Raw genomic sequence first — 21,011 nt, 5'->3', positions numbered from 1 at the left:
CGGGACCGGACGCTCATGGGCTCACGTGTACCTGAGCTCCGCCGGCCGGACCGAGCGGCGCAGCAGGGGCAGTGAGGCCGCGGCGGCCAGGAGACAGGCCGCGTACACCCCGAGGGGGACCAGGAGGGCGGCGTACGGCGTGACGGGCGAGCCGTCCGCGGTGAGCCGGGCGTACCAGACCCCGATCGCCATGCCCCCGGCCCCGCCCAGCAGCAGCGCGGGCGCGAGCGGCAGGGCGGTCTCCAGGAGCAGCGCCCGCCCCAGCACCGACCGCGGCACCCCGGCGGCGGTCTGCGCGGCCAGGCCCCGGCGCCGGGTGGCCAGGGACTCGGCGGTGCCGACGGCGAGCGCGCCGAGAGTGATCGCGAGGGCGACGAGGACGGCGGCGGCCGTCAGATCGAGGCCCGCCGTGTAGAAGGAGGGGTCCGCGGCGAGATGCTCCATCCGGCCCAGGCGGGCGGTCATTGCCTGCCGGACGCCCACGAACCCGGTCCCGACGACCGTCACCAGCAGCACCGCCGCATGGGTGCGGGCCGCCGCCCACGGGTCCTCGCGCAGCCGTTCCGCCGCGATCAGCGTCGCCGCCGTACGGGCCCGGCGCGCGAGCACGTGCCCCGTCAGCGCGGCCGTCCCCCCGGCGAGCCCCACGGCGGCCGCGCCGACGACGACGAGCAGACCGGCCACGGTCAGCGGCAGCCCTCCGTACGGCGGCCTGCTGCCCCGCGGCGCACCGCTGGACGTGACGGCCACGGCGACCGCCGCGAACGCGGCCAGGAGCAGCGCACCGCCCGCGAGCAGCAGCCCCGAGACACGTCCCGACCGCGGCCGCACCCGCCGTACCCACCCCAGCGGCGAGGCCACCACCCGGCGCAGCGCCACCGCGCCCGCGCACGCGCCCAGCACCGGCACGCCGACGCCGACGACCGCGATCCCGGCCCAGGCGAGGGGGGCCGGGCTCTGCCACCGGCTCAGGATCACCACCACCGCGCCGGCCGTCGCGAGCGCCGAGCCGAGCAGACAGGCCAGGCCCGTCTCCAGCGCGGAGATCCGCCGCACCTGCGCGGACGACGCGCCCGCCAGCCGCAGCCCCGCGAGCCGCCGGTCGCGGTGCACGGCGCCGATCCGGGCGCACTGACCGAGGAAACCGAGGACCGGCACCAGCAGGAGCAGCAGGGCGACGACCACGCCGGAGCGGGTGCCCGGCTGGTCGAGCAGGCCCGCGCCGAAAGAGATGGCGTACTGCCCCCGGAGCGCGGCGAGACACACGGCGGCCAGCGCGAACCCGGTCGCGAGCGCCGCGCCCACGGCCGTGAGACCCACCCGCCACCACTCCCGCCGGTCGGAACCGCGGGTGAGCAGCCAGGCCATCCGGAGATCGGCGAGCAGAAGGCTTGCGGTGCGTGCCGTGCGTCCGGTGCTCATGCCGTCACCTCCGCCGGGACCACGGCGCCGTCCGTCATCCGGACCTCACGGTCGGCGTAGGCCGCCATCTGGGCGTCGTGGGTGATCAGCAGGATCGCCGTGCCGGACTCGCGGGCCGCGTGGACCAGGGCCGTCATGACCTGCTCGCTCGCCAGGGAGTCCAGCGCGCCGGTCGGCTCGTCCGCGAAGACGGCCTTCGGGCCGGTGATCAGGGCCCGGGCCAGCGCGGTCCGCTGGGCCTGGCCGCCGCTCATCTCGCCGGGGCGCAGATCCGCCTGGCCGCGCACGCCGAACCGCTCCAGCCACTCACCGGCCCGCGCGTGGGCGTCCGTGCGGGAGGTGCCCGCGAGCAGCAGCGGCAGCGCCACGTTGTCGAGCGCGGTCAGCTCCGGGATCAGCTGGCCGAACTGGAAGACCACGCCGAACTCGGTGCGGCGCAGTTCGCTCAGCCGCTTGTCGGCCATCGCGTCGAGGCGCTCGCCGCCGTAGGACACCGAGCCGGTGTCGGGGCGGACGATCCCGGCCAGGCAGTGCAGCAGCGTCGACTTCCCGCTGCCGCTGGTGCCGGTGACGGCCAGGATCTCTCCCGCGTCCAGTCGCAGCGAGGCGCCCCGCAGGGCCTCGGTCCTGCCGTAGGTCTTGCCGAGGCCGCGCCCCTCGAGAAGTGGCATCGGTGTGTTCCCCCTGGTGCTCATGCCGAGTCGACCTCCGCGGTCAAAGTGGTGAGCCGGGCCGCCGTGGTGGTCATCCAGCGGAGGTCGGCGTCGAGGTGGTTGAGGGCGTAGTCCGCCGAGAGCACGGTCGCGAGGTCGGCCCCGCCGGCGGTCTTGACCGCCGTGAGCTCCCGCATCCGCGCCATGTGGGCGGCGCGCTGGGCCCGGAGATAGGCCTCCGCGTCGCCGCCCGACAGGATCGAGACGACGACCTTGGCGAAGATCTCGTTGGTCACGAAGGGCGCGGGCGGGGCGACCTGGCCGGCCCACTCGGCCAGTTCACGTGCCCCGGCCTCGGTCGAGCGGTACCTCGTGCGCTCGGGACCGCCGTCCGAGTCCGTGCCGTCGACCTCGGCGAGACCGTCCCTGACCAGGCGCTGAAGGGTCGTGTAGACCTGCCCGTAGGCCAGCGGGCGGGCCTCGGGGAAGCGGTCGTCGTGGCGTCGCTTGAGGTCGTAGCCATGGCTCGGTCCTCCGGCGAGCAGCCCCAGCAGGATGTGACGGGTGCTCATGGCGATCAGTATGCACCACGTATATGTACTCAGTGAATAGTGAGCGCCGGCGAGTGGTCGGACGACATTCGGTGGACGGGGGCGGCGGCGACCCGGAACATGACGAACAGCACGTTCTCCCCTCCCGCACGTCTGCCGTCGCGTGCACTGGGTAGGGCTGCGGTAACCCCCGTCGTCGTACTCGACAAGGAGGCCCCCGTGGCCGCATCGGCACCCGTTCTGCTCCCGGCCCTGTCCAAACCCGAGGCGCCCGCTGAACACTTCTGTGTCTTCAGCGCCGAAGGCGCCTGCACCGAGACCCCGCTCACCAGCGAACCGCCCCTGCCCGACGCCGAGCCCCTCACCAGCGAGCCGCCGCTCGCCGACGCCGCCCCCCTGACCAGCGAGTCCGACGCGTACCTGGAGCCCTAGATGGCGGTGCCCCCCGGTCCGGAGCTGTCCCGGCTCGCCGAGTCGTACGGCATCGCCACCTCCTACCGCCCCTCCCCGGACCGTACGGTCGCCGCCTCCGCCACCGCCGTCACGCTGGCCCTGGCCGCCCTCGGCGTCGAGGCGGGCGACCCGGCCGCCGCCCTCGCGGCCCGCGAACGCGAACTGAGCGAGCGCCTGCTGCCGCCGACGGTGGTCTGCTGGAGCGGCAGCCCGCCCGCCTTCCTCGCCGGCCTGCCCGAGGGCACCCGGCTGCGCATCGCGACCGAACAGGGCGAGCTGCGCGCCGCCGCCGACCAACTCCCGCCCGGCGTCCACCGGCTGACCGCCACCGCCCCCGACGGCCGCACCGCCCAGGCCCACCTGATCGTGGCCCCGCCGCGGCTGCCGGCCCCGCCGAGGCGGTCGTACGGACTCCTCGTCCAGCTCTACTCCCTGCTCTCGCACCGCTCCTGGGGCATGGGCGACCTCGGTGACCTCGCCGAACTGACCGCCTGGGCGGGGCGTGCCCTCGGCGCCGGCTTCGTCCAGGTCAACCCGCTGCACGCGGCCGTGCCCGGCGCCCCCACCGACCCGTCCCCCTACCGCCCGTCCTCGCGCCGCTTCCCCGACCCCGTCCACCTGAGGATCGAGGACATCCCCGAGTGCACCCAGGTCACGGACCCCGACCGGCTGCGGACCCTGTGCGAGCGGGCCGAGCGGCTGCGTGAAGCCGTGCTGGAGAAGGGCGCGTTGATCGACCGGGACGCGGTGTGGGAGCTGAAGCGGGAGGCGCTCGAACTCGTCCGCGAGGTCCCCCTCGGACCCGGCCGTCGCGCCGCCTACGCCGACTATCTCGCCGAGGGCGGCCAGGCGCTGGAGGACCACGCGACCTGGTGCGCGCTGGCCGAGGTGCACGGCTCCGACTGGCGCGGCTGGCCGGCCGGCCTGCGCGACCCGCGATCCGCCGAAACGGCCCGCGCCCGCCGCGAGCTGATGGACCGCGTCGACTTCCACTGCCGTCTCGCCTGGCTCACCGAGAGCCAGCTCGGTGCCGCCCAGCGGGCCGCGCGGGAGGCGGGGATGCCGGTGGGCGTCGTCCACGACCTCGCGGTGGGCGTGCACCCCGAGGGCGCGGACGCGTGGGCCCAGCAGGCGTACTTCGCGGCCGGGATGTCCGTGGGAGCGCCTCCGGACGCCTTCAACGCCCGCGGCCAGGACTGGGGCCTGCCGCCGTGGCGCCCGGACCGGCTGGCGGAGTCCGGCTACGCGCCGTACCGGCAGCTGCTGCGCGCCCTCTTCCGGTACGCCGGCGCGCTGCGCATCGACCACGTCATGGGCCTGTTCCGGCTGTGGTGGGTCCCGCAGGGGCATCCGCCGACGGAGGGCACCTACGTCCGCTACGACGCGGAGGCGATGCTCGCCGTGCTCGTCCTGGAGGCCTCGCGGGCCGGGGCGGTGGTGATCGGCGAGGACCTCGGCACCGTCGAACCCGGTGTGCGGGAGGCGCTGCGCGAGCGCGGTGTGCTCGGCACCTCGGTGCTGTGGTTCGAGCGGGACTGGGAGGGCGACGGGCGTCCGCTCGCGCCGGAGCGGTGGCGGGCGGACTGCCTGGCGACCGCGACCACGCACGACCTGCCGCCGACCGCTTCCCGGCTCACCGGCGAACACGTCGAACTGAGGGACAGCCTGGGCCTGTTGACCCGGCCGCTGTCCGAGGAGCGGGCGGAGGCCGCCGCGGACACGGGGGAGTGGCTGGAGCTCCTGGCCCGCCTGGGTCTGCTGCACGGCACGGCAGGCGGCGACCCGTCCTCGCAGGAGGCGCAGATCCAGGCCGTCCACCGGTTCCTGCTGCACACTCCGGCGCGGATGGTGGGCGTCTGGCTGCCGGACGCGGTGGGCGACCGCCGGCCGCAGAACCTGCCGGGGACGTGGGACCAGTACCCGAACTGGCGGCTGCCGATCGCGGACGGGGAGGGGCGGGCGGTGACCCTGGAGGACCTGGCTGCGTCGGCCCGGCTGCACGCGCTGGTGGAGGTGCTGCGGGCGCCGTAGGGGGTGGTGCCCGCAGGATCCCGCGTGTGCGCGCGGGTGCCGTACGGGCGGGTGCCCCGACACCCGGGCGCCTCATACGGCACCCCGGACGCGCGGCCCGAACCACGGTTGGATACTTTGACTCCGTGGACAAGAAGAACGCCCTGCGCGCCGGCGCCCTGGTGGCCGGTACGACGCTGATGATGCTGCTCATGTCGTCCCCCGCCTCCGCGCTGACCCGTGACGACGGCGACGACCCCGGCACGGGCCTGAGCGTCATCGAGACGCTGGGCCTCTTCGTCGTGGCCCCGCTCGTGCTGTTCGGGGTCATCGCCGGCCTGGTGATGGTCCTGGACAAGTCCAAGGAAGAGCACCGGGTGACCAGCCGCAACATCAAGACCAAGCCCGCCGAGGCCGAGGCCAAGGCCGGCTCGAAGGCCTGACCCCACCTTTCCGGGGCGCCGACCCCGCCCTCCGTACGCGCACCGGCCGTACGGGGGCGAGGCCGGCGCCCTCGTGCGTTCTCAGGGGCCCCGCCGCGCGTCCTCAGGGGCTCGGTGCGGTGAGATACCGCTGCACCGTGGGCGCCAGCCACGCCACGATCTCCTCGCGCGTCAGCGCCACGGTCGGCGCGAACCGCAGCACGTAACGGGTCAGCGCGAGCCCCAGCAACTGCGTGGCGGTCAGCGCGGCCCGCGCGGGGGCCTGTTCCGGGTCCGGACACACCCGTAGGGCGACCGGCATCACCTGCTCCCGGAAGATGTCCTGCATCCGCTCCGCCCCCGCCTGATTGGTCGCGCCGACCCGCAGCAGGGCGGTGAGCACCTCGTTCTCCTCCCACAGGTCGAGGAAGCGCGTCACGAGCGCCCGGCCGATGTCCTCCCGGGGCAGCGCGGCGGCCTCGAACAGTCCCAGTTCGACCGAGACGGCCGCCGCGAAGAGGCCCTCCTTGTTGCCGTAGTAGCGCATCACCATGGACGGATCGATGCGCGCGTCCTTGGCGATGGCGCGGATGGTGGCCCGCTCGTAGCCGTCGGCGGCGAAACGCTCGCGGGCGGCGGTGAGGATCGCGGTACGGGTGACGTCGGAGCGGCGGCGGGGGTTCTCGTCCATGCCTGCAAGCGTATGCCAACGCTTGTAGGCCAACAACTGTTGACTCGCCTCCTGGCCGCCGCTACCTTCGTCAACAAGCGTTGGCAAACAAGTGTTGGCCACAGGAGGTCCTCATGAACGGCACCCCCGTGATCGTCGTCGGCTCAGGCCCCACCGGCCTCCTTCTGGCCGGTGACCTGGCCACCGCGGGCGTCCCCGTGACGGTCGTGGAGAAGCGCCCGCACGGGATCAGCAACCTCTCCCGCGCCTTCGTCCTGCACGCCCGCACCCTCGAACAGCTCGACTCCCGCGGTCTCGCCGACGGACTGGAGGCGCTCGGGCAGCGCCTCGACAAACTGCGCCTGTTCGGCAGCCTGACCATCGACCTCGCGGACCTCCCCTCCCGGTTCAACCACCTCCTCGTCCTCCCGCAGTACGAGGTCGAGAAAGCACTGGAGCGACGGGCGGTGGAGGCGGGCGTCGCCTTCCGGTACGAGACCGAGGTGACGGGCCTCTCCCAGGACGAGGACGGCGTGACGGTCGAGGTCAGGGACCCCGACGGAGGCACTCGGTCCCTGCGGGCCGCGTACGTCGTGGGTGCCGACGGCATGCGCAGCGCCGTGCGCGACGCGATCGGCCTGCCCTTCCCCGGCCGCTCGGTCATCCGCTCCGTGGTGCTGGCGGACGTCCGCCTGGCCGAGCAGCCCGAGACCCTGCTCACCGTCAACACCGTGGGTGACGCCTTCGCCTTCATCGCGCCCTTCGGCGACGGCTACCACCGTGTGATCGCCTGGAACCGCGCCCACGACGTCCCCGACAGCGCGCCCCTCGACCTCGACGAGATCAGGGAGGTCACCCGGCTCGCGCTAGGCCGCGACTTCGGGATGCACGACGCCCGCTGGATGTCCCGCTTCCACAGCGACGAACGCCAGGCCCCCGCCTACCGGGTGGGCCGCGTCTTCCTGGCCGGCGACGCCGCCCATGTCCACACCCCGGCGGGCGGCCAGGGCATGAACACCGGCCTCCAGGACGCGGCGAACCTGAGCTGGAAGCTGGCCCAGGTGGTGGGCGGCCACGCGGCGCCGGGACTCCTCGACACCTACGAGGCCGAACGCCACCCGGTCGGCAGGGCGGTCCTGCGCAGCAGCGGGGGCATCGTCCGCCTCGCGATGGCCGAGCGCCCCTGGGAACTGGCCCTGCGCGCGGCCCTGACGGCGGTCCTCGGCCGAGTCGCCCCGGCCCGCCGCAGGATGCTCGGCCGGCTCACCGGAATCGGCTACCGGTACCCCGTCCCCCGCGGCGCCCACCCCTTGACCGGCACCCGCGTCCCGGACGTGGCCCTCGCCGGCGGCGGTCGCCTTCACGAGTCCCTGCGCGGCGGCAGGTTCGTCCTGATCACCCCCGAGCCCCACGACGACCACGCCACCCGCAAGGACCGCCTCGCCGTGGAGCGCTGGGCGAGCGAACGGCGTACGACCGTGCTGGTGCGGCCCGACGGCTATGCGGCGTGGGCGGCGGAGGGAGCGACCGGGCGGGAGATCGAGGCGGCGCTCGCGAGGCATGTCGGGTGAAGCCCGGGGACGGCTCTCGGTAAGGGGCCGCGGAAGGCCCGGTTCACGGGTTCACTCCGGTGAGTTCTGGGTCCCCTCGAGCAACTCCCTGAGCAGGGAGGCCAGTTGGTCGGCCTTCTCCTCGTCGAGGGCGGAGAGGGCCTCCGTCTGGGCTGCCAGGCCCGCTTCCACTGCCTCGTCGATCAGGGCCAACCCCTTCTCCGTCAGGGTCACTTGGAGGCCCCGGCGGTCGTGGGGGTCAGGGGAGCGGCGGAGGAGGGCGGCGCGTTCCAGTCTGTCCAGGCGGCCCGTCATGCCGCCCGTCGTGAGCATCAGCGTCGAGGAGAGCCGACGGGGGGAGAGGGTGTACGGCTCGCCGGCCCGCCGCAGAGTGGCGAGGACGTCGAACTCGCCGCGGGAGATGCCGTAGGGGGCGTACGCCTTCTCCGTGCGGTCGCCCATGATGCGGGCCAGGCGGTAGATCCGCCCGAAGACCTCCATGGGCCCGGTGTCGAGGTCGGGTCGCGCGGCCGCCCACTGGTCGATGATCGCGTCGACGGCGTCCTTGCGCTGTGCACTCATGGGTCGAGTATCCGTGGGTGCAGGGTTGCCCGCAAGAAAGTGGCTTGCGGGAAAGTAGCTTAGGAGTAAGCTACTTTCTGTCGAGCTAATCATGAAGGGCCCGCCATGAACCGCCCCGCCGTCATCCTCCTCACCGCCCTCGCCCCCGTCTCCTGGGGCACCACCTACGCCGTCACCACCGAGTTCCTCCCGCCCGACCGGCCCCTGTTCACCGGAATGATGCGGGCGCTGCCCGCCGGGCTGGTGCTGCTGGCCCTGGCCCGGGTGCTGCCGCGCGGGGTCTGGTGGGGGAAGGCGACGGTGCTCGGGGCGCTGAACATCGGGGCGTTCTTCCCCTTGCTGTTCCTGTCGGCGTACCGGCTGCCGGGCGGGATGGCCGCCGTGGTCGGATCGGTGGGGCCGCTGATCGTCGTCGGGCTGTCGGCGGTGCTGCTGGGGCAGCGGCCCACCGCGCGGAGCGTGCTCACCGGTGTGGTGGCCGCGTTCGGTGTCAGCCTGGTCGTGCTCAAGGCGGCCGGGGCCCTCGACGCCGTCGGCGTGGCGGCGGCGTTCACCTCCGCCGCCTCGATGTCCGCCGGGACCGTGCTGACCAAGCGCTGGGGCCGCCCCGAGGGTGTTGGCCCGCTCGCCCTCACCGCCTGGCAGCTCACCGCCGGCGGCCTGCTCATCGCGCCGCTCGCCCTCCTCGTCGAGGGCGCCCCGCCCGCCCTGGACGGCCGCGCGGTCGGCGGTTACCTCTACCTCGCGCTGGCGAACACGGCGGTGGCGTACTGGCTCTGGTTCCGCGGCATCGGCCGCCTCACCGCCACCCAGGTCACCTTCCTCGGCCCCCTGTCCCCGCTGACCGCCGCGGTCGTCGGCTGGGCGGCGCTCGACCAGACCCTGACCCCGGTCCAGCTGGCCGGCATGGCGCTCGCCTTCGGGGCGACGGTGGCGGGGCAGTCGGGGGTGCGGCCGCCCGTCCGGCAGTCCTTCGGTTCCTCCGGGCGGGGCCACCGGAAGAGCCCGACGGACCTGGCCCTGCCCTCGCCGCGCCGGTAGGAGGGCGCGCCGAGGCCGCGAGGCGTTGTAGCGTCACTGCGGCAGCGCGTTACGAAACTCCCGGAGGCGCACATGGTCGCAGGCGGATGCCCGGTGTGCGGGAAGGCGCTCGCCGCGCGGGCCGGGCGTACCGGTCGTGGTTCCGTGTACTGCTCTGCCGCCTGCCGGCAGAAGGCGTACCGGGAACGGCGGCAACCGCAGGGGCTGACCGTGCAGGGGCTCATCGACGACATCGGGCGCAAGGCGGGGCGGCTGGCGCCCAGGCCGGCGGCGGCGCTCTACGCGACCGTCACCGAACTGTCGGAGTCGGTCGCGCGGTTGAGGCGGGTGGCGCGCACGGCACGCGACACCGCCCAGGACACCGGGGATTCCGTCACGGCCACCCCCGTGACAGCCGGAGCCGTAACGGCCACCCCCGTTACGCAACTCACCGAGACCGACTTCGCCACCCTCACCGAGCAGTACCGCCGTGAGATCCAGGTGCACTGCTACCGCATGACGGGGTCGTACGACGAGGCCGAGGACCTCGTTCAGGAGACCTTCCTGCGGGCCTGGCGGGCGCGGGACGGTTTCCAGGGGCGGGCGAGCGCGCGGACCTGGCTGTACCGGATCGCCACCAACGCCTGTCTCGATCTTCTACGGCGGACCGCGCGCCGCCCGCAGCGCTACGAACCGGTGCCGGGGATGAACCACGGCGACGGGGAACCGCCCGTCCGCGTCACCTGGTTGCAGCCCTACCCCGACGACGAGATGCCCCTGACCGAGGAGCACGAGCAGCCCGAGTCCGCCGCCGTCTCCCGGGAGACCCTGGAACTCGTCCTCCTCGCCGCGATCCAGCACCTGCCCCCGCGCCAACGGGCCGCACTGGTCCTGCGCGACGCCCTCGGGCTGACCGCCGCCGAGACCGCCGAGGCCCTGGAGACCAGCGTGGCCTCCGTCAACAGCGCACTTCAGCGGGCCCGGCCCACCCTGCGCGAGCACCTGCCCCGGGAGCGTGCCGACTGGCGGCCCACCGTGCCCACGGACGGTCAACAGGCCGTGCTCGACCGGTACATGGCCGCCGTCGGACGCCTCGACTTCGACGCGATGGGCGCGCTGCTCACCGAGGACATCACCCTCACCATGCCGCCGAACCCGTTCTGGTTCGTGGGCCGGGACGCGGTAGTCGACTTCGTGCGGGTCAGCCTCGATCCCGCCTCCCCGATGTTCTTCGGGCACTGGCGCAGCCTGCCCACCCGTGCCAACGGCCAGCTAGCCACGGCGCACTACGTCCGCAGGCCCGGCACCGGCGTCCACCGCGCCCAGGTCCTGGACGTCCTGCGCTTCGGGGACGACGGCCACGGCGACCGCATCGCGGAGATCACCTCCTTCGAGCCGCACCTCTTCCCCGCGTTCGGGCTGCCCCTGCGCCTGTGACCCCCGACCGATGAGCATCCGCGGGGTCGTACGTCTGCATGGAGGTCACGTACGCACCTCTTCCAAGGAGCTCAGCATGCTGCTCACCGACAAGACCGCGATCGTCTACGGCGCCGGCGGATCCATCGGCGGGGCCGTCGCCCGCGCCTTCGCCGAGCAGGGCGCGAGGGTCCACCTCGTCGGCCGCACCCGCAAGACCCTGGAGGCGGTGGCCGCCGACATCGACAACGCCGAGGTCGCCGTCGTGGACGCGCTGGACGAGGCGGCCGTGGAGGCGCACGCCGAGCGGGTCGGGGACATCGACATCTCCGTCAACCTGGTCACGCGCGGCGATGTGCAGGGCGCGCCCCTGACCGACATGGCGGTCGACGACTTCATGAGGCCGGTCGTCGACGGTCTGCGCGCGAACCTCATCACCGCCCGCGCCGCCGGACGCCGGATGGCCGCACGCGGCTCGGGTGTGATCATCGCCCTCAACAGCGGTTCCGCGCACGGCAGTCCGATGATGGGCGGCACCGGCCCCGCGGACGGGGCGATCGACACGCTGGTGCGCAACCTGGCGATCGAGCTGGGGCCGCGCGGGGTGCGTGCGGTGGGGCTGTGGGTGGCGGGGGTGCCGGAGACGTTCACGGTCGAGAAGCTCTCCGCGGTCAACCCCGCCATCGACGAGAGCGCCGTCCGGGGCATCGTCGACCAGCTCGCCGGGATGCGCCTGACCCGCCGCAACCCGACCCTCGCGGAGGTCGCCGCCACCGCGGTGTTCCTCGCCGGCGACCACGCGGGCGGCATCACCGGGACGTTCGTCAACGCGACGGGCGGGATGGTGTCCGTCTGAGCCGGCGCCCCCGCCACCAGGTGCGCAGCCACAGGGCGTGCAGTGCGCCGAGCACGACGACCACGGCGATCCCGTCGAGCCGGTCCCAGGCCGAGTCCCCGGTGACCGACTCGGCCGCCGCGCGGGCGAGGAGCACGGCGTCCGCGGGCAGGGTGACGGCGGCGAAGAACGCGAGACACAGCGTGGTGCCGACGACCAGCACCACGCTGTACACGCGGACCGCCCGCCGTTCGTGCGCGGGCAGGTGGCGACTGGGGTCCGGCTCGCCCGTACGGCGGCCCCGGCGCCGCAGCAGCCGCCGGGCCCGGTACCTCGTGTACGCCACCCCGTCCCCGAACAGGTCGCGGCAGCGCGTGAGGTCCTGGAGGACGAAGTACAGGTCCGTGCGCATGAAGACCAGGAACTGGAAGGGGAGGGGAAGCAGGGCGAGCAGGGTCACGGCGGCCAGGACGCGGCGGGGCGTGCCGGTCGTGGCACCCGCGGCGAGGGCGGCGAGGGACGCGGCCGTCAGGTTGGTCGCGATACCGGCGAGGTAGGCGGTCAACCGGTGGCGACGCGGGGCGAGTTCGATGCCGCTGATGTCCGTCTGCATCACCAGGAACTGCAGCCGCGTGCCGAGCCGTATCCGCCCCGCCACCCCGGTCGCGCGGGCGGTCAGCAGATGGGCGCACTCGTGGAGCAGCAGCAGGCTCCAGCCGACACCCGCGCCGAGGGCGACGACCGCGCTGCCGTGCGGACTCCACAGCAGGGTCCGGTGGTCGAGCGGCACGGGCGGGCGGCTGAGCAGCGTGACCGCGATGAGCAGGGCGAGGGCCACGGGAACGGCGGGGCTGAGCAGCAGGCGCACATGGCGGGGCCGTATCCACGCCAGCGTCGGTGTCGGCGGGGGTTCCTGGTCGATCTCCCGGCCGTCGACCTCGGCCACGAACCCGAGTCCGAGCAGCGCTTCCACGAAGTCCGCCACGTCGATGTCGTCGCCGGTCCGGGCCCGGAGCCGTTCGCCGACCTCGGCCGGGGTCAGGCCCTGGCCGAGCAGATCGAGGGCCTGCTTGCCCACCTCGGGCAGGGCGACGAAGCGGCCGGTCGCCCTGCGGCCCACGATCCACTCGTCGCCGTCGGGGCGGGAGTCCAGCGGGTGCAGGCGTACCCGGTTCACCCGCGCTCCCCGCACGCCGGGCAGTCCGGCCGACGGGGCGTGCGCTGGTGGACGGGGTCGCCGGGGAGCATGAGGTTCACGCCGAAGCGGAACCCCGGCTCCATCGCGGGGGCCCCGGTCAGCAGGGCGAGGGCGGCATGCGCGAGCAGTGCTCCCGAGAGCCCGGCGGTGACGGCACTCGCCGGGTTCCACGGCATCCGCGGCGAGGCGACCTCCGGGTCCTGTCCCGGCCCGAGCCGCAGATCCCGCCGGGCCATCTCCCCGTCCCGCAGACACTCCCAGCAGGCCCCCCGCCCGGGCACGTACACACCGGCGGTCACGAGCGGCCCCCTGTATCCCGCGTCCACCCACGGCAGACCGGCCGCCAGACAGACCCGATTGACCCACCGCCGGATCGCCTCGGGCCGATCGGCGGCGAGGACGAGGAGGTCGTAGGGGGAGGAAGGGGACGGCGGGGGAGCGGGCGCGTGCGGGGACGAGGAGGCCGCGCGCCCGGGGCCGCCGAGGGATCCCACCGGTCCGCGCCGGTCCGAAGGGGCGCTGCCGACAGGCGCCGAGCCCGTCCGCCCGCCCGGGCCCTTCGTCCGCCCCGCGGGGTCCTCAACCCGTCCCGCCGCGCACGGTGTGCGCACCGGCTCCCCTGCGCCGGCCACCGGCTCCCCTGCGCCGGCCACCGGCTTCCCTGCGCCGGCCACCAGCTCCGTCAGATCCTCCGGCCCCCGCACCTCCCGCCGCTCCCCGGTCACCCTCACGTCCGAGTTCAGTGACCGCAGGGTCGTCACCGCCGTGTCCGCCTTCGGGTGGCCGAGGTCGGGTTCGCGGTACAGGGGCTGGCGGTTGAGGTTGGAGAGCTCGACCACGTCCGGGTCCACGCAGTGCAGGTGGCCCACTCCGGAGGCGACCAGGGCCTGGGCCGCGTGGCCGCCCGTGCCGCCGACGCCGATCAGCAGGACGCGGGCCTCGCGCAGGCGGAGCTGGGCGTCCCAGGGGCTGGTGCGCGGGGCGAGGTCCATCCAGCGCAGCAGGGGGACGCCGCGGCTGTAGCGGTCCTCCTCGCGGGGCGGCAAGGGGGCGGTCGCCGCAGCGTCGTCCACGAAACCGGCGGCCAGCAGGTCCGCCATCGCCTCGCGGGCGTCCTCGCCGGTCAGGTCCGGGTGCGTGCGCAGCACCTCCTCGACCACCTGGGACGGCCCCCGCGTCCCGTCCATCGCCTCGACCAGCGTCCACACCCAGCCCTGCGGATCCGCGATCTCCGCTCCGATGCCGTGGATCACGCTGCCGACGCGGACGTTGCCGTCGACCGTGCGGTAGGCGCGGTGCTCGGGCTTGATCCGGGGCCGCCCGAACGCCTCGACCGTCACCGCAGCCGCCTCCGTCATCAGGCCCCCCTGCCCGTCACACGCACACCTCCTTGACACTCTGACCCCCTCGGCACAGCCTTGACAAGAGCGGTCAGCGATCGCTTCGAAAAGGTCAAATCCCGTACTGAAACGAGGAGTTGAGATGCCGACGAAGATCGTGATCCGCCCCTTGGACAAGAAGGAGACCACGGGGGACAGCGGTGGCAACGGCGGCAGCTGAGAGGAGCTCACATGACCGTCAAGATCGTGATTCGCCCGCTGGACAAGAAGGAGACCACTGGGGACAGTAATTCCCAGGGTGCTTGATCGGACCACCAGCGTTCGGAGGACCGGCGTGCGGACTTCGCTCTATCCGGCAGTCGACGAACTGGAGCGAAGGGCCCGCACGCTGGCCCGCGCCGCCCCCGGTCTGCTGCGGCTGAGCCGGGTCGGGGAGAGCCGGGCGGGGCGCCCGCTGTGGCTGCTGTCCGCCGGACACGGCGACCGCCACGTCCTCTCCGTCGCCGGCGCCCACGCCAACGAACCGGTGGGCGGGGCCTCGGCGCTGCGGCTCGCCGCACTCTTCGCCCGCCGGCCCGGCGTCCTCGAACCCCTCGGCTGCACCTGGCACTTCCTGCTCTGCCTCGACCCCGACGGAGCACACCTCGCGCACGGCTGGCAGCCGGAGGAGCCGGAGCCGTCCCTGACCGAATGTCACCGGTACTTCTACCGGCCCGCGTTCGCCCGTCAGCCGGAGTCCCTGCCCGTGCCCCCGGGGAAGCCGCTGCCCGAGTCCACCGCGCTCGTCCGGCTCCTCGACGAACTGCGCCCGGCCGCCCAGTTCACCCTGCACGGCATCGAGTTCGGCGGTGCCTTCGTGATGATGACGCGGGAGGTGCCCGGCGCCGCCGAGGCCTTCCGCCGCACGGCGGCGCAGCTGCGCGTCCCCGTCGACCGGCACCCCGTCGACGGCCCCGACTGGCGCCTCGACGCGCCCGGCGTCCTGGTGCTGCCCGACGGCCACGGCGAGGGGGAACGAGACCCGAGCGGGTTCGTCGCCGAGAGCACCTGGTTCCATCCGCGCCGCCACGGAACCCTGACCACCCTGATCGAGACGCCCGCCTGGGCCGTGCCCTCGGTGAGCGACGCCCGACCCGTCACCGACCCGGACCGCGAGGCCGCGCGGCTCGGCGAGGTGCTGCTGGGACGGATCGAGGAGCTCGCCACGGTCCTCGGGACACGGCTCGACGACGGGGCCGTACCGGCGGAGCTCGCACCGCTGCGGGATGCCGCGCGGGAGCTCCTCGACGTGTCGCCGTCGATCGTGGAGTGCTGGGCCGCGGAGGAACCCGGCGGGTTCCACGGGCACTTCGCGACCCGGGGCATCTCCGCCCGCCGCATCCCGCTCAGGGTGGCGGCCATGGCGAGCCGCGCACTGGCCCGCACCGAGCCCCGGACCGTCGAGATCCTCGACGACCTGGTGCGCGAGTGGAGCCAGGAGCTGGAGAAGACGTACGACCTGCGCTGGGTCCCGGTGGCCACGCAGACCGCGCTGCACGTCCGGACGATGCTCGACACCGCCCGGCTGGTGTGCGCGGGAGGCGGATGACCGAAGCCACCCGCCTCCCGCCCGGTCCGTGCGACCGCGTCCGCCCTACTCCCCGGCCGCCGCGTCCGCCGCCTGGGCCTTCAGCGCCCGCTCCACGCCCGCGCGGGACTCGGAGACGAGCCGACGCAGGGCGGCGTTCGGCTCGGCCGCGGCCAGCCAGGCGTCCGTCCTGTCCAGGGTCTCCTGGGAGACCTGGAGCGAGGGGTAGAGACCGACCGCGATCTGCTGGGCGATCTCGTGCGAGCGGGACTCCCAGATGTCCTTGACCACCTCGAAGTACCGGTCCGTGTACGGCGCGAGCAGCTCACGCTGGTCGGTCTGGACGAAGCCGCCGATCACGGCCTCCTGGACGGCGTTGGGCAGCTTGTCGGACTCGACGACCTGCGCCCAGGCCTCCGCCTTCGCCTCCTCGGTGGGCCGCGAGGCACGGGCGGTCGCCGCGTGCCGTTCACCCGCCGCCGTCCTGTCCCGCTCGTACTCGGCGGCGATCTCCGACTCGTCGTAGCGGCCCACGGCGGCCAGCCGCTGCACGAACGCCCAGCGCAGCTCCGTGTCGACGGCCAGTCCCTCGACGGCCTGGGACCCGTCGAGCAGCCCCTCCAGGAGGTCCAGCTGCTCCGGCGTCCGGGCGGTCGCCGCGAACGCCCGCGCCCACGCCAGCTGGTGGTCGCTGCCCGCCGCGGCGGAGCGCAGATGGGCCAGCGTGGCGTCGGTCCAGCGGGTCAGCAGGGTCTCGCGCGCGGTGGGGGCGGCGTACAGCTCGATCGCCAGTTTCACCTGCCGGTGCAGCGACTGCACGACACCGATGTCGGACTCCTTGCCGATGCCCGACAGCACCAGGGACAGGTAGTCGCGGGTGGCCAGTTCGGCGTCACGCGTCATGTCCCACGCCGACGCCCAGCACAGCGCGCGCGGCAGCGACGACTCGAAGTCGCCGAGGTGCTCGGTGACGAAGGCCAGCGACTGCTCGTCGAGGCGGACCTTGGCGTAGGAGAGGTCGTCGTCGTTGAGGAGCACGACCGCCGGACGGCGCTTGCCGACCAGCTGCGGCACGGCCGTCAGCTCGCCGTCGACGTCCAGTTCGACGCGCTCGTCGCGGACCAGCTTGCCGCTCTCGTCGTCGAGTTCGTACAGGCCGACCGCGATGCGGTGCGGCCGCAGGGTCGGCTCGCCCTTGGCGCCGGCGGGCAGCGCGGGCGCCTCCTGGCGGATGGCGAAGGAGGTGATCACGCCCTCCGCGTCCGTCTCGATCTCCGGGCGCAGGACGTTGATGCCGGCCGTCTGCAGCCACTTCTGGGACCAGGTGCCGAGGTCGCGGCCGGAGGTCTCCTCCAGCGCGCCCAGCAGGTCGGACAGGCGGGTGTTGCCGAACGCGTGGCGCTTGAAGTACGCCTGCACACCACCGAAGAACTCGTCCATGCCGACGTAGGCGACGAGCTGCTTGAGCACGGAGGCGCCCTTGGCGTACGTGATGCCGTCGAAGTTGACCAGCACGTCGTCCAGGTCGCGGATCTCGGCCATGATCGGGTGCGTGGACGGCAGCTGGTCCTGCCGGTACGCCCACGTCTTCATGGAGTTGGCGAACGTGGTCCAGGAGTGCGGCCACCGGCTGTCCGGGGCGTAGGCCTGGCAGGCGATGGAGGTGTAGGTGGCGAACGACTCGTTCAGCCACAGGTCGTTCCACCACTCCATGGTCACGAGGTCGCCGAACCACATGTGGGCCAGCTCGTGCAGGATGGTCTCGGCACGCATCTCGTACGCGGCGTCGGTCACCTTGGACCGGAACACGTACTGGTCCCGGATGGTCACCGCGCCCGCGTTCTCCATGGCGCCCGCGTTGAACTCCGGCACGAACAGCTGGTCGTACTTCTTGAACGGGTACGCGTAGTCGAACTTCTCCTGGAACCACTCGAAGCCCTGCCGGGTCACCTCGAAGATGGCGTCCGAGTCGAGGTGCTCGGCCAGCGAGGGACGGCAGTAGATGCCGAGCGGCACGGACTGGCCGTCCTTCTCGTACACGCTGTGCACGGAGTGGTACGGGCCGACGATCAGCGCGGTGATGTACGACGAGATGCGTGGGGTCGGCTCGAAGACCCAGACGTCGTCCTTCGGCTCCGGTGTCGGGGAGTTGGAGATGACCGTCCAGCCGGTCGGCGCCTTCACGGTGAACTGGAAGGTGGCCTTCAGGTCCGGCTGCTCGAAGGAGGCGAAGACGCGGCGGGCGTCCGGCACCTCGAACTGCGTGTACAGATACGCCTGCTGGTCGACCGGGTCGACGAAGCGGTGCAGGCCCTCACCGGTGTTGGTGTATGCGGCGTCCGCGACGACCCGCAGGATGTTGCGGCCCTCCAGCAGACCCGGCAGGGCGATACGGGAGTCCTCGAAGACCTCCGCCGGGTCGAGCGGGTCCCCGTTGAGAGTGACCTCGTGGACGGTGGGGGCCACGAGGTCGATGAAGGACTCGGCGCCGTTCTCGGCCACGTCGAAGCGCACCGTGGTCACGGACCGGTAGGTACCGCCCTCCTGCGCGCCGGAGAGGTCGAGATCGATCTCGTAGGACTCGACGCTGAGCAGCTTCGCCCGCTGCTGTGCCTCTTCGCGAGTCAGGTTTGTGCCAGGCACGCGGTCATCTCCTCGTCATGTGTCAGTTCGGCGGTTCGGTCATCCTTCCACGAACTGTCTCCGACGGTTCGAGGGAATACCCTGCGGTTTCGTTGGGGCTGGGAGGGTCACGTCCGATTTCCGCCGGTCCATCCGGCCGGGCCGCGCCAGCCTGGACCCCATGACGACCTACACCGCACTGCCCGTCGAACCCCTGGTCCTCAAGGAACTCCGCGTCGCCGACGACGCGGGCCGCGCACCGTCCCCGTTCACGGACGAGGAGGGCGGGGCGCCCCTGAGGTGCTGTCTGCGCCGCAGCGGGGCCGGTGAGCGGATCGCGCTCGTCTCCTACGCCCCCCTGCGCCGCTGGGCGGCCGAGACGGGCGCGCGCCCGGGGGCGTACGACGAACAGGGCCCCGTCTTCGTCCACGCCGAGGAGTGCGCGGGGCCGTCCGGGGACGGCCACCCCTTCACGGGCGCCCACCGGACCGTGCGCCGCTACTCGGCCGACGGGCACATCCTGGGCGGACAACTGGTCGACGCCGTCGACGACGAGGTCCTGCGCAACGCGTTCGACGACCCGTCCGTGGCGCTCGTCCACGTCCGGGCCGTCGAGTACGGCTGTTTCCTCTACGAGGTGCGCAGGCCATAGGACCGGCCGGATCAGGCGAGCGCCAGGCGGGCCGGCGTGCCTGGCCGGCGTCGGCTGGGCGGTGGTCGGCCGTCGCCGCCCTGATCCGCCGCGTGCCCCGGGGCTCCGGCCGGCTGGATCAGGCGGTCACCGCGCGGACCGGCGGGCCTTCCCGGCGCCGGGCCTCGCCGGTGCTGCGCCGTTGCCGACGTGCGGCCGGTCTCAGTCCTTGAGCTCCGCCGCCACCAGCTCCGCGATCTGGACCGCGTTCAGCGCGGCGCCCTTGCGGAGGTTGTCGTTGGAGATGAACAGGGCGAGGCCGTTGTCGACCGTCTCGTCGCGGCGGATGCGGCCGACGAAGGAGGCGTCCTGGCCCGCGGCCTGGAGGGGGGTCGGGATGTCCGAGAGGGTCACGCCGGGGGCGCCCGCCAGGATCTCCGTCGCGCGCTCCGGGGAGATCGGGCGGGCGAAGCGGGCGTTGACCTGGAGGGAGTGGCCGGAGAAGACCGGGACGCGCACACAGGTGCCGGAGACCTTCAGCTCGGGGAGCTCCAGGATCTTGCGGGACTCGTTGCGGAGCTTCTGCTCCTCGTCGGTCTCGTTCAGGCCGTCCTCGACGAGGTTGCCCGCGAACGGCAGGACGTTGAAGGCGATGGGGCGCTTGTAGACCTGCGGCTCGGGGAAGTCGACCGCGCCGCCGTCGTGGGTGAGCTTGTCCGCGTCGGCGGCGACCTTCTGCACCTGGCCGTGCAGTTCCGCCACGCCCGCGAGGCCGGAGCCGGACACCGCCTGGTAGGTGGTGGCGATCAGCGTCTCGAGGCCCGCCTCGGTGTCCAGCACCTTCAGGACCGGCATCGCGGCCATGGTGGTGCAGTTCGGGTTGGCGATGATGCCCTTGGGGCGGTCCGCGATGGCGTGCGGGTTGACCTCGGAGACGACCAGCGGGACCTCGGGGTCCTTGCGCCAGGCGGAGGAGTTGTCGATCACGACCGCGCCCTGCGAGGCGACCTTCTCGGCCAGCGCCTTGGACGTGGCCCCGCCCGCGGAGAACAGCACGATGTCCAGGCCGGTGTAGTCCGCCGTCGCCGCGTCCTCCACCGTCACACCGTCGAGGACCGAGCCCGCCGAACGCGCCGAGGCGAACAGGCGCAGCTCCGTGACCGGGAAGTTGCGCTCCTTGAGGATCCCGCGCATGACCGTGCCGACCTGACCGGTGGCTCCGACGATTCCGACCCTCACGGTGACTCCCTCTGCGTGTCCTGGATGTGTCTGCGGCTTTTCCATCATGCGGCCGACCCGGGTCAGCCTGTCCAATTCTTTGTGCTCCATGCCCGAGGACTGGGACGCCCGCAGTCCGTCACCCCTTGCGGAACTCGCGTCGCACCCCGGCTGAGCTGGAGAAATTCGCTCCCGTACGGCCCCGGGCCGCAAGCCGTGCGGCGCCGCCCGCCCGGTGTGACGTACACCTCGGAAAATTTCCCTGGGTCCCGCCGAACGTTTCCCGCCCCACCGGCGTCGTAGGAGAAACGCGGCGAGGGGAGGGGTGTCCGTGCTGCGCAGAATCGCCCGCCGAACCCAGGGGGACGACCCCCTGGACACGGCGCAGGAACGCCGGGTGCGGGCCGTGCTCGCCCTGGGCGGGGTGCCGCAGGCGGACCTGCCGGACGGGGTGCAGCAGGTCCGCCTGCGGTTGCTGGAGCGGGCGGCCAAGGGGTACGAGGCGCCACGGGACGTGTCCGCGTGGGCCGCGGTCGTGGCCTCCAACCTCGCCATGGACTGGCACCGGGCCAAGAAGCGCCAGGAGCGGCTGGGGGAGCGGCTGGCCTCGCTGCGCCAGCACGAGCACCCCTCGGGGGAGGACACCAGCGTGCTCTCCCTCGCCGTCGCCCAGGGCCTGGACGAGCTGCCCGACCAGCAGCGCCAGGTCCTCGTGCTGCGGTTCTTCGCCGATCTGCCGGTGCGCTCGATCGCTCAGGAGCTGGGCGTCCCCGAGGGCACGGTCAAGAGCCGCCTGCACACGGCGGTCCGGGCCCTGCGCGCCCGCCTGCACGAGGACGAGGTGGTGTGAC

At 73.4% G+C, this 21,011-nt stretch carries 19 protein-coding genes; 10 read left to right on the top strand and 9 right to left on the bottom strand.

The annotated features are described in order from the left end of the window. Window positions 1–21: 21 nt before the first annotated feature. Genes IOD14_RS37585 through IOD14_RS37575 form a run of 3 tightly spaced genes read right to left on the bottom strand, consistent with a single transcriptional unit; the run spans window position 22 to window position 2,647 of the window. A complete protein-coding gene (locus IOD14_RS37585) occupies window positions 22–1,422 on the bottom strand; it encodes an ABC transporter permease (protein WP_212672640.1) in 1,401 nt (466 codons plus the stop codon). Further along, window positions 1,419–2,117 carry an ABC transporter ATP-binding protein gene (locus IOD14_RS37580; RefSeq protein ID WP_212672639.1) on the bottom strand — a complete coding sequence of 233 codons (699 nt, stop codon included), beginning with the start codon at window positions 2,115–2,117 and terminating at the stop codon, window positions 1,419–1,421. Before IOD14_RS37580 ends, IOD14_RS37585 begins: the two co-directional genes overlap by 4 nt. After that, window positions 2,114–2,647, bottom strand: coding sequence for a PadR family transcriptional regulator (locus IOD14_RS37575; protein ID WP_123989282.1), 534 nt, complete (start codon window positions 2,645–2,647; stop codon window positions 2,114–2,116). The genes IOD14_RS37580 and IOD14_RS37575 overlap by 4 nt, the downstream gene beginning before the upstream one ends. A 198-nt stretch (window positions 2,648–2,845) precedes the next feature. Between IOD14_RS37575 and IOD14_RS37570 the strand changes: the two genes are divergently transcribed. The 3 genes from IOD14_RS37570 to IOD14_RS37560 all read left to right on the top strand — a co-directional run bounded on the left by IOD14_RS37570 (window position 2,846) and on the right by IOD14_RS37560 (window position 5,532). Continuing rightward, the gene (locus IOD14_RS37570) at window positions 2,846–3,058 is read left to right on the top strand and encodes a hypothetical protein (protein ID WP_123989281.1); all 213 of its coding nucleotides are present in this window, start codon (window positions 2,846–2,848) and stop codon (window positions 3,056–3,058) included. Next, window positions 3,059–5,110: a 4-alpha-glucanotransferase gene (gene malQ, locus IOD14_RS37565; protein WP_212672638.1), complete on the top strand. Its 2,052-nt coding sequence runs from the start codon at window positions 3,059–3,061 to the stop codon at window positions 5,108–5,110. A gap of 125 nt (window positions 5,111–5,235) precedes the next feature. After that, a complete protein-coding gene (locus IOD14_RS37560; protein ID WP_123989279.1) occupies window positions 5,236–5,532 on the top strand; it encodes a hypothetical protein in 297 nt (98 codons plus the stop codon). Window positions 5,533–5,635: 103 nt separating this feature from the next. Here the strand turns inward: IOD14_RS37560 and IOD14_RS37555 are convergent, their stop codons facing one another. After that, the gene (locus IOD14_RS37555; RefSeq protein WP_212672637.1) at window positions 5,636–6,202 is read right to left on the bottom strand and encodes a TetR family transcriptional regulator; all 567 of its coding nucleotides are present in this window, start codon (window positions 6,200–6,202) and stop codon (window positions 5,636–5,638) included. A 113-nt stretch (window positions 6,203–6,315) separates the two neighbouring features. On the opposite strand from IOD14_RS37555, the gene IOD14_RS37550 reads away from it, so the two are divergent. Beyond that, a complete protein-coding gene (locus tag IOD14_RS37550; RefSeq protein WP_212672636.1) occupies window positions 6,316–7,752 on the top strand; it encodes an FAD-dependent monooxygenase in 1,437 nt (478 codons plus the stop codon). Between the two features lie 51 nt (window positions 7,753–7,803). Here the strand turns inward: IOD14_RS37550 and IOD14_RS37545 are convergent, their stop codons facing one another. Further along, window positions 7,804–8,313 (bottom strand): MarR family transcriptional regulator, encoded by a 510-nt coding sequence (locus IOD14_RS37545; RefSeq protein WP_212672635.1) that lies wholly within the window; start codon window positions 8,311–8,313, stop codon window positions 7,804–7,806. A gap of 105 nt (window positions 8,314–8,418) precedes the next feature. Here IOD14_RS37545 and IOD14_RS37540 point away from each other — a divergent pair, with 105 nt between their 5' ends. The 3 genes from IOD14_RS37540 (at window position 8,419) to IOD14_RS37530 (ending at window position 11,605) form a co-directional block, all read left to right on the top strand. Then, complete coding sequence (locus IOD14_RS37540; RefSeq protein WP_212672634.1) at window positions 8,419–9,354, top strand: EamA family transporter; 936 nt, start codon at window positions 8,419–8,421, stop codon at window positions 9,352–9,354. Window positions 9,355–9,426: 72 nt separating this feature from the next. Continuing rightward, window positions 9,427–10,770 (top strand): sigma-70 family RNA polymerase sigma factor, encoded by a 1,344-nt coding sequence (locus IOD14_RS37535; RefSeq protein ID WP_212672633.1) that lies wholly within the window; start codon window positions 9,427–9,429, stop codon window positions 10,768–10,770. 76 nt (window positions 10,771–10,846) lie between these two features. Beyond that, window positions 10,847–11,605 (top strand): SDR family oxidoreductase, encoded by a 759-nt coding sequence (locus IOD14_RS37530; RefSeq protein WP_123989273.1) that lies wholly within the window; start codon window positions 10,847–10,849, stop codon window positions 11,603–11,605. Here the strand turns inward: IOD14_RS37530 and IOD14_RS37525 are convergent. Beyond that, window positions 11,574–12,761, bottom strand: coding sequence for a hypothetical protein (locus IOD14_RS37525; protein WP_212672632.1), 1,188 nt, complete (start codon window positions 12,759–12,761; stop codon window positions 11,574–11,576). The genes IOD14_RS37530 and IOD14_RS37525 overlap by 32 nt on opposite strands. After that, window positions 12,758–14,140: a ThiF family adenylyltransferase gene (locus tag IOD14_RS37520; RefSeq protein WP_212672631.1), complete on the bottom strand. Its 1,383-nt coding sequence runs from the start codon at window positions 14,138–14,140 to the stop codon at window positions 12,758–12,760. Before IOD14_RS37520 ends, IOD14_RS37525 begins: the two co-directional genes overlap by 4 nt. Before the next feature lie 316 nt (window positions 14,141–14,456). Here IOD14_RS37520 and IOD14_RS37515 point away from each other — a divergent pair, with 316 nt between their 5' ends. Further along, window positions 14,457–15,710, top strand: a complete 1,254-nt coding sequence (locus IOD14_RS37515) for a M14 family zinc carboxypeptidase (RefSeq protein WP_123989270.1) — start codon at window positions 14,457–14,459, stop codon at window positions 15,708–15,710. A 45-nt stretch (window positions 15,711–15,755) separates the two neighbouring features. On the opposite strand, the gene pepN is transcribed toward IOD14_RS37515, so the two are convergent. Next, a complete protein-coding gene (gene pepN / locus IOD14_RS37510; RefSeq protein ID WP_123989269.1) occupies window positions 15,756–18,332 on the bottom strand; it encodes an aminopeptidase N in 2,577 nt (858 codons plus the stop codon). 160 nt (window positions 18,333–18,492) lie between these two features. On the opposite strand from pepN, the gene IOD14_RS37505 reads away from it, so the two are divergent. Beyond that, entirely contained in the window at window positions 18,493–18,963 is a 471-nt protein-coding gene (locus tag IOD14_RS37505) for a DUF1203 domain-containing protein (protein ID WP_123989268.1), read from the top strand. A gap of 201 nt (window positions 18,964–19,164) precedes the next feature. Here the strand turns inward: IOD14_RS37505 and IOD14_RS37500 are convergent, their stop codons facing one another. Continuing rightward, entirely contained in the window at window positions 19,165–20,181 is a 1,017-nt protein-coding gene (locus IOD14_RS37500) for an aspartate-semialdehyde dehydrogenase (RefSeq protein WP_123989267.1), read from the bottom strand. A gap of 304 nt (window positions 20,182–20,485) precedes the next feature. On the opposite strand from IOD14_RS37500, the gene IOD14_RS37495 reads away from it, so the two are divergent. Continuing rightward, the gene (locus tag IOD14_RS37495) at window positions 20,486–21,010 is read left to right on the top strand and encodes a sigma-70 family RNA polymerase sigma factor (RefSeq protein WP_123989266.1); all 525 of its coding nucleotides are present in this window, start codon (window positions 20,486–20,488) and stop codon (window positions 21,008–21,010) included. Window position 21,011 lies beyond the last annotated feature (1 nt).

The sequence above is a fragment of the Streptomyces sp. A2-16 genome, assembly GCF_018128905.1.
GTDB lineage: Bacteria > Actinomycetota > Actinomycetes > Streptomycetales > Streptomycetaceae > Streptomyces.
Note: the sequence above shows the minus strand (reverse complement) of the source record. Positions and strands in the feature narration are given on the sequence as shown.